General features: G+C 68.8%; 17 protein-coding genes and 1 pseudogene. 12 read left to right on the top strand and 6 right to left on the bottom strand.

Going from position 1 to position 20,420, the window contains the following annotated elements; genetic code table 11:
• Positions 1-14 precede the first annotated feature (14 nt).
• Entirely contained in the window at positions 15-887 is an 873-nt protein-coding gene (locus tag LDO22_RS09655) for a cytochrome c oxidase subunit II (protein ID WP_224027208.1), read from the bottom strand.
• Between the two features lie 189 nt (positions 888-1,076).
• Positions 1,077-1,799, bottom strand: coding sequence for a VIT family protein (locus tag LDO22_RS09650; RefSeq protein WP_159633292.1), 723 nt, complete (start codon positions 1,797-1,799; stop codon positions 1,077-1,079).
• 247 nt (positions 1,800-2,046) lie between these two features.
• Between LDO22_RS09650 and LDO22_RS09645 the strand changes: the two genes are divergently transcribed.
• Complete coding sequence (locus LDO22_RS09645; protein WP_224026933.1) at positions 2,047-3,450, top strand: phenylacetate--CoA ligase family protein; 1,404 nt, start codon at positions 2,047-2,049, stop codon at positions 3,448-3,450.
• 23 nt (positions 3,451-3,473) lie between these two features.
• Here LDO22_RS09645 and LDO22_RS09640 read toward each other — a convergent pair whose 3' ends face one another.
• On the bottom strand, positions 3,474-3,731 hold the full coding sequence (locus tag LDO22_RS09640) for a hypothetical protein (protein ID WP_224026932.1): 258 nt from the start codon (positions 3,729-3,731) through the stop codon (positions 3,474-3,476).
• Between the two features lie 273 nt (positions 3,732-4,004).
• Between LDO22_RS09640 and LDO22_RS09635 the strand changes: the two genes are divergently transcribed.
• Both LDO22_RS09635 and LDO22_RS09630 read left to right on the top strand, forming a co-directional pair.
• Entirely contained in the window at positions 4,005-5,183 is a 1,179-nt protein-coding gene (locus tag LDO22_RS09635; protein WP_224026931.1) for a glutamate--cysteine ligase, read from the top strand.
• A 148-nt stretch (positions 5,184-5,331) separates the two neighbouring features.
• Positions 5,332-6,840: an FAD-dependent oxidoreductase gene (locus LDO22_RS09630; protein WP_224026930.1), complete on the top strand. Its 1,509-nt coding sequence runs from the start codon at positions 5,332-5,334 to the stop codon at positions 6,838-6,840.
• A gap of 30 nt (positions 6,841-6,870) precedes the next feature.
• Here the strand turns inward: LDO22_RS09630 and LDO22_RS09625 are convergent, their stop codons facing one another.
• Both LDO22_RS09625 and LDO22_RS09620 read right to left on the bottom strand, forming a co-directional pair.
• Positions 6,871-8,595, bottom strand: a complete 1,725-nt coding sequence (locus tag LDO22_RS09625; RefSeq protein ID WP_224026929.1) for an alkaline phosphatase family protein — start codon at positions 8,593-8,595, stop codon at positions 6,871-6,873.
• 1 nt (position 8,596) lies between these two features.
• Positions 8,597-9,823 carry an alkaline phosphatase family protein gene (locus tag LDO22_RS09620; protein WP_224026928.1) on the bottom strand — a complete coding sequence of 409 codons (1,227 nt, stop codon included), beginning with the start codon at positions 9,821-9,823 and terminating at the stop codon, positions 8,597-8,599.
• Positions 9,824-10,088: 265 nt separating this feature from the next.
• On the opposite strand from LDO22_RS09620, the gene LDO22_RS09615 reads away from it, so the two are divergent.
• The 9 genes and pseudogenes from LDO22_RS09615 (at position 10,089) to LDO22_RS09575 (ending at position 19,024) form a co-directional block, all read left to right on the top strand.
• Positions 10,089-10,445, top strand: a complete 357-nt coding sequence (locus tag LDO22_RS09615; protein WP_175317785.1) for an SPW repeat protein — start codon at positions 10,089-10,091, stop codon at positions 10,443-10,445.
• A 15-nt stretch (positions 10,446-10,460) separates the two neighbouring features.
• Positions 10,461-10,808: a CU044_2847 family protein gene (locus tag LDO22_RS09610; protein WP_224026927.1), complete on the top strand. Its 348-nt coding sequence runs from the start codon at positions 10,461-10,463 to the stop codon at positions 10,806-10,808.
• Positions 10,809-10,813: 5 nt separating this feature from the next.
• Positions 10,814-12,154, top strand: coding sequence for a phosphoribosyltransferase family protein (locus tag LDO22_RS09605; protein ID WP_224026926.1), 1,341 nt, complete (start codon positions 10,814-10,816; stop codon positions 12,152-12,154).
• Between the two features lie 258 nt (positions 12,155-12,412).
• On the top strand, positions 12,413-14,266 hold the full coding sequence (acsA, locus tag LDO22_RS09600; protein WP_224027207.1) for an acetate--CoA ligase: 1,854 nt from the start codon (positions 12,413-12,415) through the stop codon (positions 14,264-14,266).
• The gene (gene pdhA, locus LDO22_RS09595; RefSeq protein ID WP_224026925.1) at positions 14,263-15,324 is read left to right on the top strand and encodes a pyruvate dehydrogenase (acetyl-transferring) E1 component subunit alpha; all 1,062 of its coding nucleotides are present in this window, start codon (positions 14,263-14,265) and stop codon (positions 15,322-15,324) included. Before acsA ends, pdhA begins: the two co-directional genes overlap by 4 nt.
• Positions 15,321-16,300 (top strand): annotated as a pseudogene (locus tag LDO22_RS09590) (alpha-ketoacid dehydrogenase subunit beta). Before pdhA ends, LDO22_RS09590 begins: the two are co-directional and overlap by 4 nt.
• On the top strand, positions 16,293-17,777 hold the full coding sequence (locus tag LDO22_RS09585) for a 2-oxo acid dehydrogenase subunit E2 (RefSeq protein ID WP_224026924.1): 1,485 nt from the start codon (positions 16,293-16,295) through the stop codon (positions 17,775-17,777). Before LDO22_RS09590 ends, LDO22_RS09585 begins: the two are co-directional and overlap by 8 nt.
• Positions 17,778-17,819: 42 nt before the next feature.
• Positions 17,820-18,062, top strand: coding sequence for an acyl carrier protein (locus LDO22_RS09580; RefSeq protein WP_159633252.1), 243 nt, complete (start codon positions 17,820-17,822; stop codon positions 18,060-18,062).
• Complete coding sequence (locus tag LDO22_RS09575) at positions 18,059-19,024, top strand: alpha/beta hydrolase (protein WP_224026923.1); 966 nt, start codon at positions 18,059-18,061, stop codon at positions 19,022-19,024. Before LDO22_RS09580 ends, LDO22_RS09575 begins: the two co-directional genes overlap by 4 nt.
• A gap of 6 nt (positions 19,025-19,030) precedes the next feature.
• Here LDO22_RS09575 and LDO22_RS09570 read toward each other — a convergent pair whose 3' ends face one another.
• Positions 19,031-20,305, bottom strand: a complete 1,275-nt coding sequence (locus tag LDO22_RS09570; RefSeq protein WP_224026922.1) for an MFS transporter — start codon at positions 20,303-20,305, stop codon at positions 19,031-19,033.
• Positions 20,306-20,420 lie beyond the last annotated feature (115 nt).

The raw sequence follows: 20,420 nt of genomic DNA, 5'->3' as shown, positions 1-20,420 counted from the left end.
CCCTGTGGTGGTCATTACAGTGCCGTCCTATACTGTGCTGGTTCCAGGGCCTGCGGTGCAGGGGCTGATATCGGCGCCCTGTCGAAGTCGGTGCCCAGGTTTCCGGTGTTGCCCTTTGCCTTGAGGTCGGCGATGTGGCTGTCGTACTCCTGCTGGGTGACCACCCTGACCTTGAAAAGCATTTCCGAGTGGTATTCGCCGCAGAGTTCGGCGCACTTGCCCATGTATTCGCCGGTGCGGTTGGGGGTGATGCTGATGTAGGGGTTGTACTGTTCGTGGCCCGGGTAGAGGTCGCGCTTCTGCAGGAAATCCACTACCCAGAAGGAATGCTGCACGTCACGGGACTGGAGGTGCAGTTCCACCTTCTTGCCCACCGGAAGGTAGAGCGTGGGCAGCCGGTCCGGGGCGCCATAGCCACCGGTCAGGTGGGCTTGTTGTCCGGCGTCCTCGTGGACCTGCTCCTTGACGTAGTTGAAATCCCAGGACCACTGTTTGCCGAAGACGTCGATCACCACGTCCGGGTTGGGGTAGCGCTCGTCGATGGCCCGCTGCTCCCGGTCCGTGAAGACGAACAGGACCCCGATGACGATCAGCGGAATGGCCAGGTAGAAGACTTCAAGGGGAAGGTTGTAGCTCAGTTGCGGCGGAAATCCCACGGTGTTCTTCCTGCGCCGGTACGCCACGATGACCCAGATCATCAGCCCCCAGGTGATGATGCCAACCACCAGTGCAGCGATCCAGGAGTTGACCCACAGGTCGGTGATCAGTTCCGTGTTGTTGGTGGTGTCACGGGCGCCGGGGAGGAAGCCGCGGGAAACCAGGTCGGAGCAGGAGGTCAGCGCGGGCAGGGCCACAAGGCCCGCGGCCAGTGCCGCGAAGCGCCGCATGGGGTTCTTCAATGGTCTTTTACCCACCTGTGGTCCCTCCGGCATGCTCCCGAAGCCCAACTGCATGAGCCCACCGCAGGCCCCAAAGGACCAGCGGCTGTGTGGTTCACCCTACGCGCGGAGGTTGCTGATGTGAAGGGGTTTCGGGGCGGTACGGACCGATGATGGGGCGGGCGGAGTGACGGGCTGCTAGGCGATGCCGGTGGTGCCCAGCAGGCTGCCCACCGCGAAGGTGAAGGCCATGGCCAGCGCACCGCCCACCACCAGCCTGATGGTTGCCTTGCGCTTGGAGCTTCCGCCGATTTTGGCGCTGATGGTGCCGGTCAGGGCCAGTGCCAGGATGACGGCGACGAACGTGACCGGGATCCGGGCTTCTTCCGGCGGGAAAATGATGGCCAGCATGGGGAGGATGGCGCCGATGGTGAATGCGATGGCGGAGGCGAACGCGGCATGCCAGGGGCTGACCACTTCTTCTTCGTCGATGTTCAGTTCGGCGGACAGGTGCGCTTTCAGGGCGTCCTTTGCCGTCAACTCCTCGGCAACGGTCCTGGCGGTGGCCTCGCTCAGCCCCTTGGCCTGGTAGATGTGGGCGAGTTCGTCCAGTTCGCCCTCGGGATCGTCCCTGAGCTCCTGGCGCTCCTTTTCGATCAGCGCGCGCTGGCTGTCACTCTGGCTGCTCACGGAAACGTATTCGCCCAGGGCCATGGACACGGCACCGCCCACCACCGCGGCCGTGCCCGCCACCAGGATGGGCGCGAGGTCGTTGGTCACACCCGCGACGCCCACCACGGTTGCCGCGACCGAGACAATACCGTCGTTCGCGCCCAGTACACCGGCACGCAGCCAGTTCAGGCGTGCTGCGACGCTGCTGTCGTGGGGCTCGTTGCGGTTGAGCTTGAGGGTTTCAGACATGCTGGCAGTAAAACACCGCAGCGCCCCCTGCGCCACAAAGGTTTGCATCCCCTTACCGAAAGGCTTGAAGAGGCACGTCGGAGGTGCGTCCCTGGTTCGCCGATGTGCGGGGACCTATGACCCTGACGCTGCAGGGGCGGGCCGCGGAAGATCAACACTGGGAGTGTTGCGACTTCAAGGCCGGAAGGGGCAGGGCCATGATGTATTGGGACGACGACACGGGCCACGGGGAGTTAGGCGAGGGCGTATGCAACGCCGGGCCGCCCGTGCTTCGATGCGGCAGCCTGCCATGAACGTCCGCCTCTTCTCGCAGGTGCTGTCCCTGCGGGCGGCATGGCGCCGGAGGGACGGGTGGGATCCAGCCCGGATCGCCGCCCACCAGGAACAGGCGCTGCACCGGCTGCGCGCGGCAACCTATGCCGGCTCGGAGTTCTACCGGCACCGGCACGCGGGCCTGCACGACGCACCCTTGCAGGAACTGCCGTCCGTCACCAAAGCGGACCTCATGGAGCACTTTGATGAAGCGATAACCACCCCGGACCTAAGCCTCGCCGACCTCGAAGACCACGTGCGTGCCCTCACCGCAAGCGGTGGTGATCCCGGCCGGCCGTTCAGGGGGCGCTGGTGGGTTGCGGCCACGGCCGGGACCACTGGGAGGCGGGGGATATTCGCCTGGAACCGCTCCGAGTGGGCAGCGGTCCTGGCATCCTACGCGAGGGCCAACGACTGGGCCGGAATCGCCCTCCATCCGAGGCGGCCACTGAAGACGGCACTGGTCAGCTCACGGGTTCCCACGCACCAGTCCGCCGTCGTGGGCGCCTCTGTCCGGTCCCGGGTGGTCCCCACGCTCCGGCTGGACGTCACGGCACCCATGGAGGAGACAGTGGCCGCGCTCAACCAGTTCCAGCCCAGGGTGCTGGTGGGATACGCCTCAGCCCTGGGGCCGCTGGCGGCCGAGCAGCGGGAGGGGCGGCTGCATATTGCACCGCAAGGGATCATGTCGGCCTCCGAAGTGCTTACCGCCCAGGCTGCGGCCGAGATGCAGGCGGCGTGGGGAACCGCCCCGTTCGATGTCTATGCCGCCACCGAAACAGCCGGGATCGCTTCCCCCTGCACCTACCGGAACCGCCACGTGTACGAGGACCTGGTCATCGTGGAACCGGTGGACCCCGCAGGCAACCCGGTGCCGCCGGGAACCACCGGGGCGAAGCTGCTGGTGACCGTGCTGTTCTCCCGCACCCTGCCGCTGATCCGCTACGAAATGTCGGACACCATCAGGCTGGACGGGCGCGGCTGCCCCTGCGGCCGGTCCTTCCAGCTGCTTGAGGACGTTGAAGGACGCCTTGAGGACGTCCTCCGGCTGCCGGGCAGGAAAGGCGCCGTCAGCATCCATCCCAACGTCTTCCATCTGGTGCTCGACGACGTGGCAGCTTCAGGGTGGCAGGTAGTCCAGGAGGCCGCGGGACTGCGCGTCCTGGTCACAGGCCTGTTGCCCGGAGCCTCCCTTGAGGGGGTGCACACGGCTGTGGCGTCAGCACTGGAGGCAGCAGGTGTGGCCGGCCTTTCCGTGGACGTGCAGGCGGTGGACCAGCTCGAACGCACACCCCTGGGCAAAGCGCCCTTCGTCAGGGCTTTGCGGGCATCACCCTGACCCGGCTTCCCGAGTACCGCCCATTACGCGACGGCCGGGTAGCTGCTGAGGATGTAGTCGGCCGCGGCAGGGCCGGTCATCCTGAGCCGGGAGTTCCGGACGTCCACGCCGCAGCGCAGCATCCCGGCGCGGAATGCCTGGTCCGGCTTGGGGCTCAGGCCGTGCAGCGCCGCCCAGCTGACATAGAGGCCGTAAAGGCAATCGGGGCCAAGGGGGGAATCGCCGGAGGGATCGGGCGTGGTTGCTTCATCAAGGAACTGCTGGAAATGCGAGGCCGACATGCTTGGCTCTTTCGCTCTTGCATAAGGCGCTGCCGTTGGGCTACAGCAGCTGCTCCCGCTGGGCCTTTGCAGAAGGGCCCGGGAGGACGGGTATGGCGCCCGTCACAGTCCAAATTTACCCGGGGGTAGGTCTGAAGTACAGCGGAGACCCCGGCGGCACCCCTTCCCCCTTATTGATAAGGGTGCTTATTATTGTTTCCTTCCGACGGCGCATGGAGGGCATGGACGTCCTGGTGAACGGGGTGGTCGCGCCGGCATGCTTCGGGAAGGAACTTGCAACGACGCAGGGGACAGGGGACGACGGCGATGGACACCTACGGCAATGACGGCACCGGCGGCGCGGGCGCAGGCAGGCGGACGTTCGGCATCGAAGAGGAGTTGCTCCTGGTGGACCCCGCAACCGGGGAAGCCGTCCCGATGGCAGGCGCCCTCCTGGACCTTTACGTCCGTCCGCTGGAGGCCGCGTCCGGGCCGGTCCTGACGGCCGAGTTCCAGCAGGAAATGATCGAGGTGGTCAGCCCGCCGCACGCCACCCTGGCAAAACTCGAGCAGGACATCGTGGCCGGCCGCGCCCTTGCCCGCCAGGCGGCCGAGGACGTGGGCGTCAGGGTGGCAGCGCTGGGAACCTCCCCGCTCCCGGCCGATCCCCATCCGGTGCAGCTGCGCAGGTTCCGGGCCATGATGGAGGAGTACGGGCTGACCGCCAGGGAGCAGCTCACCTGCGGCTGCCACATCCACGTCTCGGTGGAGTCGCCGGAGGAAGCCGTGGCCGTGCTGGACCGGATGCGGAACTGGCTGCCGGTGCTCGTGGCGCTGAGCGCCAATTCCCCGTTCTGGCACGGCGAGGACAGCGGCTACGCCAGCTACCGCTCCCAGGTGTGGAACCGCTGGCCGTCCGCCGGGCCGCTGGAACTCCTGCGCACCCCGGACGCCTACCACCAACTGGTCCATGACATGGTGAGCACCGGCGTCGCCATGGACGAGGGTATGGTCTACTTCGATGCCCGGCTCTCCCGGCACTATCCCACGGTGGAGATCCGCGTGGCAGACGTCTGCCTGCGCCCGGAAAACACGGTGTTGCTGGCGGGAATAGCCCGGGGCCTGGTGGAAACCGCTGCCAGGGAATGGCGGGAGGGGGCCGACCCCGTATCCGTCCCGTCGGCCCTGCTGAGGCTGGCAGGCTGGAAGGCAAGCCGGTGGGGCCTGCGGGGTGAGCTGCTGGATCCCCAAACGCACCGCCCGGCGCCCGCGCTCGCCGTCGTGAATTCACTGCTGCACCACATCCGGCGGGCACTGGAAGACACGGGTGACCTGCAGCGGGTGGAGGAACTGATGGACAGGCTGCTGGCCGACGGCACCGGCGCCATGCGGCAGATGGAGGTCCTGCACCGCACCGGTGACCTGGAGCGCGTGGTGGAGGACGCGGCGGACTGCACGATCGCCACGCCCTAGCGCCCTTACCGCCGACGATCTCCCCGGCCGGAGCGCTCTTGACCCCTTCCAGGCCTGGGCGTATACCGAAAGCATCATCATGCTGGCGCCCGCTGGGCCTCGGATGGAGCCGGCTGCCCTTGGTCTCCGACGCAAAAATGGAGTTGTGATGGGTAGCGATCGTTTCGACGTGCTCCGCGAACAGGTCCGCGGGCAGGTTATCGAAGAGGGCGACGCCGAGTACGAGGCCGCGCGCCTGGTGTACAACGGGATGATCGACCGTCGTCCCGCAGCGGTCCTCCGGGTGTCGCAGGTCGCGGACGTCCTGGCGGCCGTACGCTTCGCCCGGGGCCTGGGGATTGAAGTTGCCGTGCGCGGCGGCGGGCACAGTGCGCCAGGATTCGGAACGGTCGACGACGGCCTGGTCCTTGACTTCTCGGCCCGCCGGGGAGTGCGCGTTGACCCCGCGGCGCGGCTGGCCCGGGTGGAACCCGGCGCAACGTGGGCAGACTACAACCACGCCACGCATGCATTCGGGCTGGCAAGCACAGGGGGCATCATCGGCTCAACCGGCGTCGCCGGCCTGACCCTCGGCGGCGGCATCGGGTACCTGTCCCGCAAGTACGGGTTGTCCTGCGACAACCTCGTTTCCGCCGACGTCGTCCTTGCTGACGGAACCTTTGTCACTGCCAGCGAAGCCGAAAACGTCGACCTGTTCTGGGCGCTCCGCGGCGGCAGCGGCAACTTCGGCGTGGTCACGTCGATGGAGTTCCGCCTGCACCCCGTGGACATGGTCCATGTGGGAATCATGTTCTTCGATGCAGCGACCGGAGCCGAAGTTGGGGCGGCCTACCGCGAGTGGATTGCTGCCGAACCGGACGAAATGGGCGCCTTCCTGGGATTCCACCAAGGTCCTCCGGTGCCGTTCCTTCCCGAGGAATGGCATGGGAAGCCCGTTGCGGTGATCGCAGGAATGTGGACCGGCGACCTTGACGCCGGCCCCGCGCACTGGCAGGCAATGCTTGACGCCGGGCAGGTGCTGGGAAGCTTCTTCGCCCCGATGCCGTACCCGGCACTGAACATCATGTTCGACGGCCTCAGCGGCGTCCCCGGGCTGCAGGGCTACTGGAAGGCCGATTTCCTCCGCACCCTCAGCGATGACGCGCTCCGCACCGCCGTCGCATATGCTCCTGGCATTCCCAGCGTCCACTCCGCCAACCATTTCTATCCGATCGACGGCGCCGTGAGGCGCGTAGCTCCCGAGGCCACCGCCTTCGCCTACCGTGACGTGGACTTCGCGCCTGTTATTGCGGCGCAGTGGCCCGATCCGTCCGAGAACGACAGGAACGTCGCCTGGGTCCGGGAGTACTGGACCGCGCTCCACGAATTCTCGGAGCCCGGCGGCTACCTTAACTTCCAGGACGCAGATGACCAGGCCAGGATCGAGGACACGCTCGGCTCGAACTACGCGCGGCTTGCCGTACTCAAGGCAAAGTACGACCCCGACAACTTCTTCCATGTCAACCAGAACATCAAGCCCGCCCCCGCCGGCACCGCGGCCGCCGCCGTTCCGGCAGAGCGCCCGGCCGTGCTCCAGGCTGAGGCAGTACCGGAGGAAGCGCGGCAACCTGACACCGCGCCGCGCACAGCAAATCCCGCAGAGGGGGCTGCCACGTAACCCGGCCGCGTCAGGACGGAAGGCCCGGCGTCAGTAGGTGGTGGCGTTGGGCAGGATGAGCGGCGGCAGCGGCGCCTGGGTGAAGTCGAAGGACTGTGCCAGGTCGCCCAGCTGGGGGTTGTTCTCGCGGACATCAGGGCGGGCGTCCGGCCTGCCGTCCGTGGCGGGATCGATGCGCTCGCCGCCCAGGAAATCGTCCTCGATGAACTTGAAGTAGGCGTCCTGGCTGAGGACCTGGTGGTCGATGAACCCCTTCTTCGCATAGGGGCTGATCACCAGGCCCGGGACGCGCAGCCCATAGCCGTTGTTGTCCACCACCGGCGGGTTTTCGTGGTCATAGAAGCCGCCCCAGTCGTCCCAGTTGAGGAAGATGGCGGTGCTGTCCCAGTCAGGGCCGCTCATCACGGCGTTGATGAGCCCGGCAACGTAGGCCTGCCCGGTGCTGATCTTCGCAGGCGCGTGTTCGCTGACTTTGTCCGTGGGCGCCACCCAGGTGACTGCCGGCAGCGTCCCCTTTCTGGCGGCATCGTAGAAACCGCTGAGCGGCTTGATGTTGCCCTGCTCGCCGTCCTCCTTGACCGTGTCGAAGTACAGCAGCGGATTCCACAGGCCGGGGGTCTTGGCGTCCTGCTTCACCGGATCGCAGGTGGCGGCGTCATTGCGGCAGTCCGGTTCGGTGCCGTTGAACACGTAGTAGGCCCACGGGACGTTGTGCTTGTGCAGCAGGAACGTCAGGTCGGTCCAGGCGTAGTCCGGCAGTTCCAGTTTCTTGGCCGCCTCGGTGAGCTTCTTCTTCAGGTCATCGGACATGGGGGCGGCATCCACCGCCGCCTGGCAGATGGCGTAGGAATCGGTGGGCTTGCAGCTGGTGCCGATGAGCTGGTCAATCTGTGCGGCGAGGCCCGGGTCGATGCCGGCAGCTTCCAGCGCCTCCCGGCAAGGATCCAGGTCCATCCCGGCCTGGCACTTGCCGATCAGCGTGTCCTTGATGATCTGCGGCTCCGGTTCGGGGTCCGGGTCCTGCAGGGCGTTCACGCACGACGACGGGTCCCCGGCCTTGGTGCATTTGGCCGACCATTCCGAGACCAGGTACAGGTGCGCCGGCAGGCTCCAGGAGGCGGCGGAGGCGAACAGGTGGTCCTCCAGCGTGAAGTTCTGCGCATAGGCCCAGTAGTTGGGCAGGTCCCGTCCGTCGTGGTAGCCCATCACATCGGTGGGCATGGTGGTGCTGTACTGGCACTTGGTGCTGGCGGCGCCGCAGCCGGACAGGCCCTTCTCCGCCTGCGCCACGAATCCGTCCATCGCCCCGCCGTTGATGTCGGCGGTGGCATCGGCGTGGCTGTGCGGGCCGCCGGCGTTGCTGTCCGCCGAGTTGTAGAAGGGCCTTACGCAGCCACCCTCGGCGGGATCCGGAACGCACACCGCGGGCTTGCCGTCCTTCATGGGAATCCCGTCGGCCCCGGGGTACGTCCCGAAGTAGCTGTCGAAGGATCTGTTCTCCTGGGTGATGATCACTACGTGCTTGATCTTGCCGATCCCGTTGGGGTCGGCGGCAGCAGTTCCCGGTGCCGCAGCCGCGGTGGCCGGGGCGCCGGCGGTGGGCGCGGCTGTTGCGGGCGTGTCCGACGCCGGCGGGTCTGCGGCCGGTGGGCCGCCGCGCAACGCCAGGGAAAGGACGACGGCGACGATCACCAAAGCCACCGCCGCGGCACCTGCCAGCACGGCCCGGCGTCGTCCGCTTCCTGAAAGCGCCACCTTAGGATTCCTTCCGGTAGACGTCGTCCCCGAACGTCCTGACGCCGGGATCACCGGCCAGCCCCAGGCGCGGGAGGTGGAAGAGGTCCTCGATGGTGGCCAGCAGGCTGTAGTGGTTGTAGGGCCGGTCCGAGGAGGTGCCCGCAGCCGCGAACGGGGAGAGGACCAGGGCCCCCACCCGTCCTCCGGCCGTCCCCCCGGCGGGGACTCCCGGGTCGCCTTCGGAGGGGCCGGTGGTGTCGCCCTCGGCCTCGTCGAAGGTGATCACCAGCATGCCGTCCTGCTTGTACGCCGGTGACGCCAGGATGGCCGGGACCTGCTTCTTGAGCCAGTCGTCCGCTGTCCCCAGGCCGCCGTCAGAGCCGTCGGCGCAGGTGCCGTCATGCCCGTCGTGGCACAGGTTGGGCGTGATGTAGGCCAGGTTGGGGGTGGTGTCCACGGATTTCAGGTCGTCCTTGAGCGCGGAAAAGTTGACCACGTTTTTGGCGCAGTCCGGGGACGACGTGATGGAGCGGAAGTACATGAAGGGGTTGTGGTGGGTGGAGTACTGCTCCTCCGGCGTGGCCTTGATGTGGTTGTCCGCCTCGCCCAGGACCGGGTGCTCGCACGGCTGCTGCATGTCCTCCATGTAGCCCTTCCACGTTTTGCCCTGCGCGGCCAGCTGCCCGGCCACGGTTTGGGTGTCCTCCGGGTAGACGCAGCCGTCGCCCTGCAGCGTCCCGTCCGGATCAGTGCCGGTGGCGTTGAACTCGGTGTACGTGTGGCAGTCCAGTTCCGTGCTGTCGTTGGGCCGTTGTCCGGAGATCTGGGCCAGGTAGTTGGGCAGCGAGTTGTGGGCGATCCCGTAGTAGTTCTTCAGCAGCACGCCCTTCTTCCGGAGCGTTCCGGACAGGTACGGCGCGGGGGAATTGTCGCCCCAGGTAGTGCCGTACCCCTTGTTTTCCAGGTTGATCACGAAGATGTGCCGGGGCGTTCCGGCGGGCTTTGCCGCGTCCCCCGGCTGTGCCGTGGAGTCTGCGCCTGCCGTGGGTGCTGCCGACGCACTCGGTGGTGCCGACGTACTGGATGACGGGGTGGCGCCGCCGGATGGAGTGGCAGTCTGCGGAGCCGGTGCCGGAGTGGGCGCCTGGCATGCCACCAGCGCGGACAGGACCAGCGCCAGCACGGGCAGCAGCGCGGGCGAAGGAGGCCGCAGGGGAGCGGAGGGATGGGCTGATCTTCGGTTCACGGGCGGCCTCCGCGGTCTGTTCTTCACCTTGCGCCCCAGCGCTGCCGCCACTCTTGCACACCGTAACCGCGTTTTGCACGGGCAATTGCTGTGAGTTGGCAGGGAATTGGTGTGCGCGCAGGTGCACCGGCAGGTGCCGGGCCGCCCTAGGTCTTTCTGCCCTACAAGCGGATGACCGGCAGGCGTTGACTTAAATCGCGGGAAGCTGAGGCCCGCGGGCTGGAAACGCACAACGCGTCCCGCCCACATCAGAAAGGAAAGTTCAGTGAAAAAGTGGTATCGGTGGCAGGACTATGTAGCGGTCGCCGCCGGACTCTTCACCGCGGTGGCGGTCCTGTTCACGCGGCAGCTAAACATGTCCACCACCCTGATGCTCGTCTTCGGCGGGCTCCTGGTGGTCAGCGGCATTATCAACCTGGCCATGCCGGGAACTCCGGCCATGGAATACGTGCAGGCCATCCTCGCCGCAGGACTGGTCCTCTCGCCATGGCTCGGGACATACACGGGCGCAACGGGCGCAGCCTGGACGTCATGGATCGCAGGGGCGGTGGCACTGGTGGTAACAGCAGTGGCCATTAAGCCCAGCACCGACCTCCGCCACACCTACCGCGTCTCGCATTAGCAGGAGGAATCCGCCATGACCGAAGTGCTGCGCTACGAAGTGGGATCCGGAACCGTGCTCGTTGAGGCTGCGGACAACAGCTACGGCGTGGATCATCCCGCGCGCAACGAACAGGGGATCCTGGACACGGGCAGGCGCCTGGAAGATGCACTTGCCAGCGTCCGCCCCGCTGCCCGCGCAGCACTGGAGGCCATGGCGGAACTCACCCCCGAACAGATCCAGATCGAGTTCGGCGTGAAGCTCGCGGGGGACGCAGGGGCGGTGATTGCCAAGAGCAGTTCCGACGCCCATTTCGTCCTCCGGATGACATGGAACCCCGTGGTGGCCGCGCTGCCCGGGGAAGAAATCACACACAACGGGTGACGGCGATGGCTTCGTTTCATGACAGGTCCGACGCCGGGCGGCGGCTGGGCAAGCGGCTGGCCTCCCTGCGCGGCCGGGACGTCGTGGTGCTGGGCCTGCCCAGGGGCGGCGTCCCCGTGGCGTTCGAAGTAGCCAAAGCCCTCGAAGCGCCGCTGGACGTGATCGTGGTGCGGAAACTGGGGGTTCCGTTCCAGCCCGAGGTGGCCATGGGGGCCATCGGGGAGGGCAACGTCCGCGTCCTTGATCCGCGCACCATCTCCATGGCCCGCGTCTCCCAGGAAGACCTGCAGCAGGTGGAGCGCCAGGAACGCGCCCTGCTGGAAAGCAGGGTGGCCAGGTTTCGGCAGGGGCGCCGGCGGATCGACCTTGCCGGGCGCACGGTGGTCATTGTCGACGACGGCATCGCCACCGGTTCCACCGCCCGCGCGGCCTGCCAGGTGGCCCGGCATCTCGGCGCTGCCAGGGTCATCCTTGCCGTTCCCGTTGCCCCCGCCCGCGCCATTGTGGAGCTCAAGGAACCGGACGACGTCGTCTGCCTCCTTTCGCCCCAGGACTTCCAGGCCGTGGGCTACTACTACCGGGACTTCTCACCCACCGAGGACAGCGAGGTGGTGCAGCTGCTGGACGCCGCTGCCGCCCCGGCACACCACGGCGACGGCTACCGGGGAGACGGCAGCCTGGAGGACGACGTCGAAATCCCTGACGGAAGGGCGGTCCTGCGCGGCAGCCTCTACCTGCCGGCCCGGTGCGACGGCACGGTCCTCTTTGCCCACGGCAGCGGCAGCAGCAGGCACAGCCCCCGCAACCGCTTCGTCGCCTCGGTGCTGCACGGCGCCGGCCTGGGCACGCTGCTCCTTGACCTCCTGACGCCCGAGGAGGAGGTCAACCGGGCCAACGTGTTCGATATCGCCCTGCTGGCCCGCCGCCTGTCCTCCGCCACCCACTGGCTGGAGGCGCGGCACGATGGCTCCGCGGGCAGGATCGGCTACTTCGGCGCCAGCACCGGCGCGGCGGCTGCACTGTGGGCCGCGGCCGAACCCGGCGCCCAGGTTGCCGCCGTCGTCTCCCGCGGCGGCAGGCCGGACTTGGCCGGACCCCGCCTCGCCGCCGTAAAAGCCCCCACCCTCCTGATTGTTGGCGGCGCCGACACCCAGGTGCTGGCCCTCAACCGGCAGGCCATGGCGCTCCTGCAGGCACCCACCCGGCTGGAGATCGTCCCGGGCGCCACACACCTCTTCGAGGAACCCGGCACCCTTGCCATGGCGGCCACCCTCGCCGCGGACTGGTTCCGGCACTACCTCCTGCCCTCCCCGGTGGGGCGGCACGCGCCGGAGGCCAGGGAATGAACGCTTCCACCGGCAACACCGGCACCGGCCGCTGGGAGGAACGGGGGCGGAACGCGCGGCGGAAGCCGCCCAGATCCGCGGCCTGGCCCACCCCTGGCCACGCCCGACGACGTGCCCACCCGGATGGGGGACCGCTACGACGCCCTCTTCTGGCATCCGCGGACCGAGGCGCTGCGGCCGCTGCACCACGAATACCAGCCGGGGAACCCGAGTTCGAGACCGAGCCCACGTGGTTCTAGCCCCAACCAAAGGAACATGATGGACCAGAGGAGCACCATGACCGCCGGAGTTGAGGGTGCCACGCGCTGGCCTGCCATCACCAAGGACGTGGCCGCCTTCCCGGTCCGGCCCAACCTGTTGGATTACGATGCCGCCCGGCGGGACTTCAGCTGGGACCAGGCACGGCAGGCGCTGGCCGGGCTGCCCGGAGGCCGGGGCCTGAACATCGCCTACGAGGCCGTGGACCGGCACGTGGCGGAAGGCCGCGGCGCCAAGGAGGCCCTGCGGTTCGTAATGGCCGACGGCAGCACCCGCTCCCTGACCTACGGCGGCCTTGCGGACGGGTCCGGCAGGTTCGCGGCGGTGCTGCAGGGCCTGGGGGTGGGGCGCGGCGACCGGGTCTTTTCGCTCCTGGGCCGCAGCCCCGCGCTGTACACCGCCGTGCTGGGCACCTTCAAAAACGGCAGCGTCTTCTGCCCGCTCTTTTCAGCCTTCGGCCCCGAGCCGGTCCGGCAGCGGCTGCACCTCGGGGCCGGCCGGGTACTGCTGACCACCCGGGCGCTGTACCGCAGGAAGGTGGCGCCGGTCCGGGACTCCCTGCCCGACCTCCGCCACGTCCTGCTGGTGGACGCCGACGGCAGCCCCGAACCGGAAACCCTGGACCTGGCCGAACTCCTGGCCCAGGCTGACCCCATCGGGGAGATCGCAGACACCCAGCCCGAGGACATGGCCCTGCTGCACTTCACCAGCGGCACCACCGGCACGCCCAAGGGCGCCATCCACGTCCACGACGCCGTCGCCGCCCACTACGCCACCGGCCGCTTCGCGCTGGACCTGCACCCGGACGACATCTACTGGTGCACCGCCGATCCGGGCTGGGTGACCGGCACGTCCTACGGCATTATCGCCCCGCTGGTGCACGGCGTCACCGCCATCGTGGACGAGGAGGAACTGGACGCCGACCGCTGGTACCGGATCCTCGCCGAGCAGCACGTCACCGTCTGGTACACCGCGCCCACGGCGCTGCGGATGCTCATGAAGGCCGGCGCCGGGCGGGCCGCGGGCCATGACCTGTCAGCGCTGCGCTTCATCGCCAGCGTGGGGGAGCCGCTGAACCCGGAGGCCGTGGTGTGGGGCCAGGACGTCCTGGGCCTGCCCGTGCACGACAACTGGTGGCAGACCGAAACCGGCGGGATCATGATCGCCAACTACCCGGCCATGAACATCCGGCCCGGCTCCATGGGCCGGCCGCTGCCCGGCATCGAGGCGGCCCTGGTGGCCCGCGACGCCGACGGCAAACCCATCGTCAAAGACGGCCAGGCAGTCCTGGTCACCGGGCCGGACACCATGGGCGAGCTGGCGCTGCGCCCCGGGTGGCCGTCCATGTTCCGCGGCTACCTCAACGAGGAGGAGCGCTACCGGCGCTGCTTTGCCGGCGGCTGGTACCTCACCGGCGACCTGGCAAAGCGCGACGGCGACGGCTACTTCTGGTTCGTGGGCCGCGGCGACGACGTCATCAAGTCCTCCGGCCACCTGATCGGCCCCTTCGAGGTGGAAAGCTGCCTCATGGAACACCCGGCCGTGGCCGAAGCCGGCGTGATCGGCGTGCCGGACCCCGTGGCCGGCGAGGTGGTCAAGGCCTTCGTGGAACTCAAACCCGGCAACGAGCCCACGGAGGAGCTCCAGCTGGAGATCATCGGCTTCGCGCGGAAACGGCTGGGCGCCGCCGTGGCACCCAGGCTGCTGGACTTCACCACCACCCTGCCCAAGACGCGCAGCGGCAAGATCCTGCGCCGGCTCCTGAAATCCCGCGAGCTCGGTCTGCCGGAAGGCGACACCTCAACGCTTGAATCCCCGGCAGGGGCTGCCGTACCTCTGAAGGACCAGCCATGACCACGCTGAGGAGCCGGGGCATCCCGGACGCGGAGCACGCCGTGCACCTGCTGCGGCAAATGCTGCGGGTACGCAGGCTCGAGGAAAAATGCATCGAGCTCTACAGTGCCGCCAAGATCCGCGGCTTCCTGCACGTCTATATCGGCGAGGAGGCCGTGGCGGCAGGGGTGATGGAAGCCCTGGAACCGGAGGACGCCGTGGTGGCCACCTACCGCGAACACGGGCACGCCCTGCTGCGCGGCGTCTCCGCCGGGGCCATCCTCGCCGAGATGTACGGCCACGCGGAGGGCTGCTGCCGGGGCCGGGGCGGCTCCATGCACCTCTTTGATGCCGCCACCCGCTTCTACGGCGGAAACGCGATCGTGGCCGGCGGGCTGCCACTCGCCGTCGGCCTGGCCCTCGCGGACCGGATGGCCGGGCGCCAACGGGTGACCGTCTGCTTCTTCGGCGAAGGCGCCGTGGCCGAAGGCGAATTCCACGAAAGCATGAACCTGGCCGCCCTGTGGCAGCTGCCGGTGCTGTTCTGCTGCGAAAACAACCTCTACGCCATGGGCACCGCGCTGGGCCGCTCCGAATCCCAGACGGACATCGCCCTCAAAGCCGCCGGCTATGAGATCTCGGCGTGGGCGGTGGACGGCATGGACGTGCTCGCCGTCGAGGAGGCCGCCCGGCGCGCCGTGGACGCCGTGCGGTCCGGCGGTGGCCCGCATTTCCTGGAGCTGCGCACGTACCGGTTCCGCGCCCACTCCATGTTCGATCCCGAGCTGTACCGGGAAAAATCCGAGGTGGCCCGGTGGATGGAACGGGACCCCATCAGCCTGCTGCAGTCCGCAATGCAGGCGGCGGGCCAGCTCCCGGACAAAGACTGGGCCGCGCTGCAGGCGGACGTGGACGCGGAGATCAGCACCGCCGTCGGATTTGCCGAGAACGGAACGCCGGAGCCGGTGTCCGAGCTCAGCCGGTTCGTCTACAGCGACCGGCCGGACGACGGCAGCGCAGGCGGCGGGGGCCCGGAGGAGCAGGGCACTACAGCAGGGAAAGGCGGGGCTGCACGATGAAAACCACGTACCGGGAAGCCATGCGCGCGGCCCTCCGCGATGCCATGACGCGCGACGAACGGGTGTTCCTCATGGGCGAGGACGTGGGCCGGTACGGCGGCAGCTTCGCCGTGAGCCTGGGCCTGCTGGAGGAATTCGGACCTGACCGGATCCGCGACACACCCCTTTCCGAGTCCGGTTTCGTGGGCGCGGGGATCGGCGCGGCGCTGGGCGGGATGCGGCCCGTCGTCGAAATCATGACCGTCAACTTCAGCCTGCTGGCGCTGGACCAGATCATCAACAACGCCGCCACCCTGCTGCACATGTCCGGCGGCCAGTTCAACGTGCCCATCGTCATCCGGATGACCACCGGCGCCGGCCGCCAGCTGGGGGCGCAGCACTCCCACAGCCTGGAAGGCTGGTACGCGCACATCCCGGGGCTGCGCATCCTGGCCCCGGCCACGCTGGCGGACGCCGCGGGATGCTGTGGACCGCGCTGCAGGATCCGGACCCGGTGCTGATCTTCGAGCACGGCTCGCTGTACAACGTCGCGGGGGAGCTCGACGACGATGCCGGCGCCGTGGGCATCGACAAGGCAGCGGTCCTGCGCGAAGGGGACGCCATCACGCTCATCACCTACGGCGGAACACTGCCCCTGGTGCTGGAGGCCGCGCAACAGCTGGACGGGGAGGGCATCGACGCCGATGTCATCGACCTGCGCACCCTGCGCCCCCTGGACGCCCACACCATCATGGACAGCGTGGCCAGGACGCACCGGGCCGTGGTGGTGGACGAGGGCTGGCGCAGCGGCAGCATCTCCGCCGAGATCGCGGCCCGGATCTGTGAACAGGCCTTTTTCGACCTGGACGCCCCCGTGGAGCGGGTGTGCAGCCTGGAGGTCCCTGTCCCCTACGCGAAGCACCTGGAGCAGGCGGCGCTGCCGTCGGTGGAACGGGTCGTGGCCGCCGCACGAAGGGCCGTGGGCGCCGGTGGATGAGTTCCGGATGCCGTCCCTGGGCGCGGACATGGAGCACGGCAAGGTGGTGGAGTGGCTGGTTAAACCCGGGGACTACGTCCACAAGGGCGACCTCGTGGCGGCCGTGGACACGGACAAGACCGTCATGGACATCGAGTCGTTCCAGGAAGGCGTGGTGGCCGAGTTCCTGGTGGACATCGGCGACACCGTGGACGTGGGCACCCCCATCGCCAGGATCACCGCCACCCCGGCAGAGGTCCCGCCGGCGGCGAAAGTCCCGCCACCGGAACCGGAGCCGGGCACCAAGGCCCCGCCCCCGGTGCGGCACCTGGCGCACACGCTGGGGGTCGACGTCGGACGCATCAGCGGGAGCGGCCCCGGCGGCGAGGTGACCCGGGCCGACGTCGAACGCGCCGCCGCTGCGCCCGGCACCTCCGCTGCGCCCGGCACCTCCGCTGCGCCCGGCACCTCCGCTGCGCCCGGCGCCGCCGCTGGGGCTGCTCCGGCGGAGGCTGCGCACATGCCGGCAGAAGGCGCAGCCCACCGGGTGCGGTCCTCGCCGCTGGCCCGCCGCCTGGCCGCGGAGCTGGGCGTCGACCTGCAGGCCATCGCGGGCACCGGTCCCGGTGGTGCCGTGACGGAGGAGGACGTGCTTGCCGCGGTGCCTCCCCGGGAGCGGGCGCCCAAGGAGGAAATTCCCGGCGGGCGGCCACCCAGCGAACGTGCGGCGGAGGAACCGGCGGAAGCACCGCCGTCGGACGCTCCAGTTGCCGAACCGCCGCACAAAGCCGCGGAGGAAGCGCCACGGCGCGGCAGGAAGGACACCGGCAGCAAGGCGGAAACCCTGCGGCAGGCAATCGGCGCGCTGATGTCCCGGTCCAAGAAGGAGATCCCGCACTACTACCTGTCCACCACCCTGGATCTGGCGGCCGCGATGGCGTGGATGCAGAGCGCCAACCAGCAGCGGCCGGTCTCCTCCCGGCTGGTGCCGTCCGCCCTGCTGCTGAAGGCCACCGCGCTCGCGGCCAAGGAGGTGCCGGACATGAACGGGTTCTTCACCAGGGGCGCTTTCCAGCCCAGCGGCGCGGTGCACCTGGGCGTGGCGGTGGCGTTGCGGCACGGCGGACTGGTGGCCCCGGCCCTGCACGACGCCGACACCCTGACGCTCGACGAACTCATGGACCAGCTGCGCGACCTGGTGGGCCGGGCCCGGGCGGGCCGGCTGCAGCGCGCGGAGATGGCCGACCCCACCCTCACGGTGACCAACCTGGGCGATCTCGGCGTCGAAAGCGTGTACGGGGTGATCTACCCGCCGCAGGTGGCCATGGTGGGCTTCGGCAAGGTTTTGGAGCAGCCCTTTGCACACAACGGGATGCTGGGCATCCGGCACGCGGCCATCGCCACGCTGTCCGCGGACCACCGGGTGAGCGACGGGCTGCGCGGCGGCCGGTTCCTGGCCCGCATCGACGAACTGCTGCAGAAGCCCGGCGACCTGTGACTGTTGGACCCTGACTGTTGGACCCGTACTCAAGGAGGAGCCGTGAACGAACAGGACGCGCGCCACGCAGTGGAGGCAGCGCTCGGCAAAGTAGCGCCCGACGTCGAGCCTGGCGACCTGGACGGCGGCGCCCGCCTGCGCCAGGACCTGGAACTGGACTCCCTGGACTTCCTCCGCCTGGTGGAAGTCATCGCGGAATCCACGGGGGTGGACATCCCTGAGGCGGACTACCCGGCCGTGGCCACCGTGGACGGGCTGGCCACCTACGTCGCCCGGCACGGATGACACCGCGGCGGAAGCGGCGCTGGCTCCGCCGGCTGGGGATCGCGGCGCTGGTTGTCCTGGGGCTGGTCCTGGCCTCGGCGGTGGCCAACGCAGCCCTGGAGGCGCAGGAGAAGGCCACCACCCCCGCCTACGGGGAGCGGATCGCGGTGGCCGGGGGCTCGCTGAACGTGGTCCGCAACGGAAACGCGCAGCAGGGTCCGCCGATCATCCTGCTCAGCGGACTGGGAACCGCCGCACCCGGCCTTGACTTCGCGCCGCTGATCCGCGAACTCAGCGGCTTCGACGTGATGGTGGTGGAAGGGTTCGGCTATGGCTACAGCGACATGGAATCCAGCGCCCGCACCAACGAGCACATCAGCAACGAGCTCCATGAGGTCCTGTCAAAGCTCCAGGTCCGGCAGCCCTACATCCTGGCCGGCCACTCCATCGCCGGGTTCTACCTGCTGGACTACGCCAACCGGTACCGCCCGGAAGTTTCAGCGGTGGTGGGCATCGACGCCACCATTCCCAAGCCGGGCGACCACCCGGTGGAGGAGGCGCAGCCCGGCATCAACTGGGTCAAGGTGGTGGCTGCCACCGGGCTGGTCCGCGACGTAGCCGCGGTGGCACCGGGTCTGTTCGATCCGGACGGCAACGCCTATTCGGAGGAAGAGCTGAAGCGGATGCGCACCATGATGCTGTGGAACGTGGGCAATGCCGCGGTGGCCGATGAAACAGCCCGCATCGGCAACAACGCGGCAGCCCTCCGCGGAGTCACCTATCCCGCCGACCTGCCCGTCCTGGCGTTCATCGCGGACGAAAAGGACGGCCGGGCAGCCACGAAGGCCGCCGCCGCGGAGGACCTCCTCAGGAACGTCACCCGGCACCGGGTCCTAACCCTTGAAGGCGGCCACTACCTGCACTGGACGCAGTCCACCCGGATGGCGGCGGAGATCCGGCAGTTCATTGCCCCGGCCGGCTGACGTGCGCTATCCCGCCGCGTGGTCGTTGCCGCGCATCCGGATGGCCACCACGGCGCCGGAAGCTGCGGTGAGGACCGCGACGGCGGCAACGGCGGCGGGGATGCCGTAAAGGTCGGCGAGGACACCGGAGAGCAGGGCACCCACGGCGAATCCGCCGTCGCGCCACAACCGGTACACCCCCACGGAGCGCGCCCGCCAGGCCGGGTGCGCGACGTCGCCGATGGCGGCCAGCAGGGTGGGATAGACCAGGGCGGTGCCGAGGCCCAGCACGACGGCGGCGGCGAGCCAGGGCCCGAAGCTGTGGGCGGTTCCGGTGATGCCCAGCGCCACGGCCTGGACCAGCATGCCGGCCGTGATGAACCATTTGCGGCCCCACCGGTCGGAGGCGGCACCGGTGACCAGCTGGGCGGCACCCCAGGCAGCGGGGTAGGCGGCGGCCAGGATGCCGATCTGGCCAAGGTCCAGCCCGGCGCCGGCGAACAGGACGGGAAAGAGGCCCCAGGCCAGGCCGTCGTTGAGGTTGTTCACCAGCCCCGCCTGGCTGGCTGCCGAGAGGGAGCGGTCCTTGAAACTGGTGAGGGTGAACACCTGGCCGGTGGTGAGGCCGGCATGGGCGCGGCTGGAGGTGCCGGCATGCTGGATGGCCTCGGTTTTGGCGTGCTGGTGGGTTTCCCGGACGGCGAGGACCGTCAGGCCCAGGCCCAGGGCGATGTAGGCGGCTCCGAGCAGGAACGGGGCGGGGCGGAGTCCGAAGGAGGTGGCCAGGTAGCCGGTGGCCAGCGCGGTGGCGGCCACGCCAAGGTAGCCCGCGGCCTCGTTGAAGCCCATGGCCAGCCCACGCTGCCTGGGGCCCACCAGGTCCATTTTCATGATGACGGCGGTGGACCAGGTGAGCCCCTGGCTGATGCCCAGCAGGACGTTGGCGGCCACGATCCAGCCCCAGGACGGGCCGAAGATGAGCATGAGCGGCACGGGAACCGCGGCCAGCCAGCCGGCAATGAGGACCGGTTTCCGGCCATACCGGTCTGAGAGTGTGCCGGCGAAGTAGTTCATTGCGGCCTTGGACAGGCCAAAGGCCAGGATGTACGTCAGCGCGCCGGTGTACAGGTCCAGGTGGAATTCCTGGGAGGCCAGCAGGGGCAGGACGGTGCGTTCCTGGCCCAGGGTGCCGCCCACCAGTGCATTGACGGCAACCAGCAGCATGAACTGCGCAAGGTTCTGCCGCAGGCCCAGCATGGGACCGGCTGGCCCGGGGGCGTGGGGAAGCGTTCTGTCCGGCATTGGTGCTCCGTTCCTGGCGGTGGAAGGGGGACATAAAGGCGGCCCGGGCGTGTGGGGGCACGCCCGGGCCCGGAGCCCGGGCAGGAGGGGGGTCCTGCCCGGGCGGTCTTGGGGT

Source organism: Arthrobacter sp. NicSoilC5 (assembly GCF_019977395.1).
Taxonomy (GTDB): Bacteria; Actinomycetota; Actinomycetes; order Actinomycetales; family Micrococcaceae; genus Arthrobacter.
This window is presented reverse-complemented; position numbering and strand designations above follow the sequence as displayed.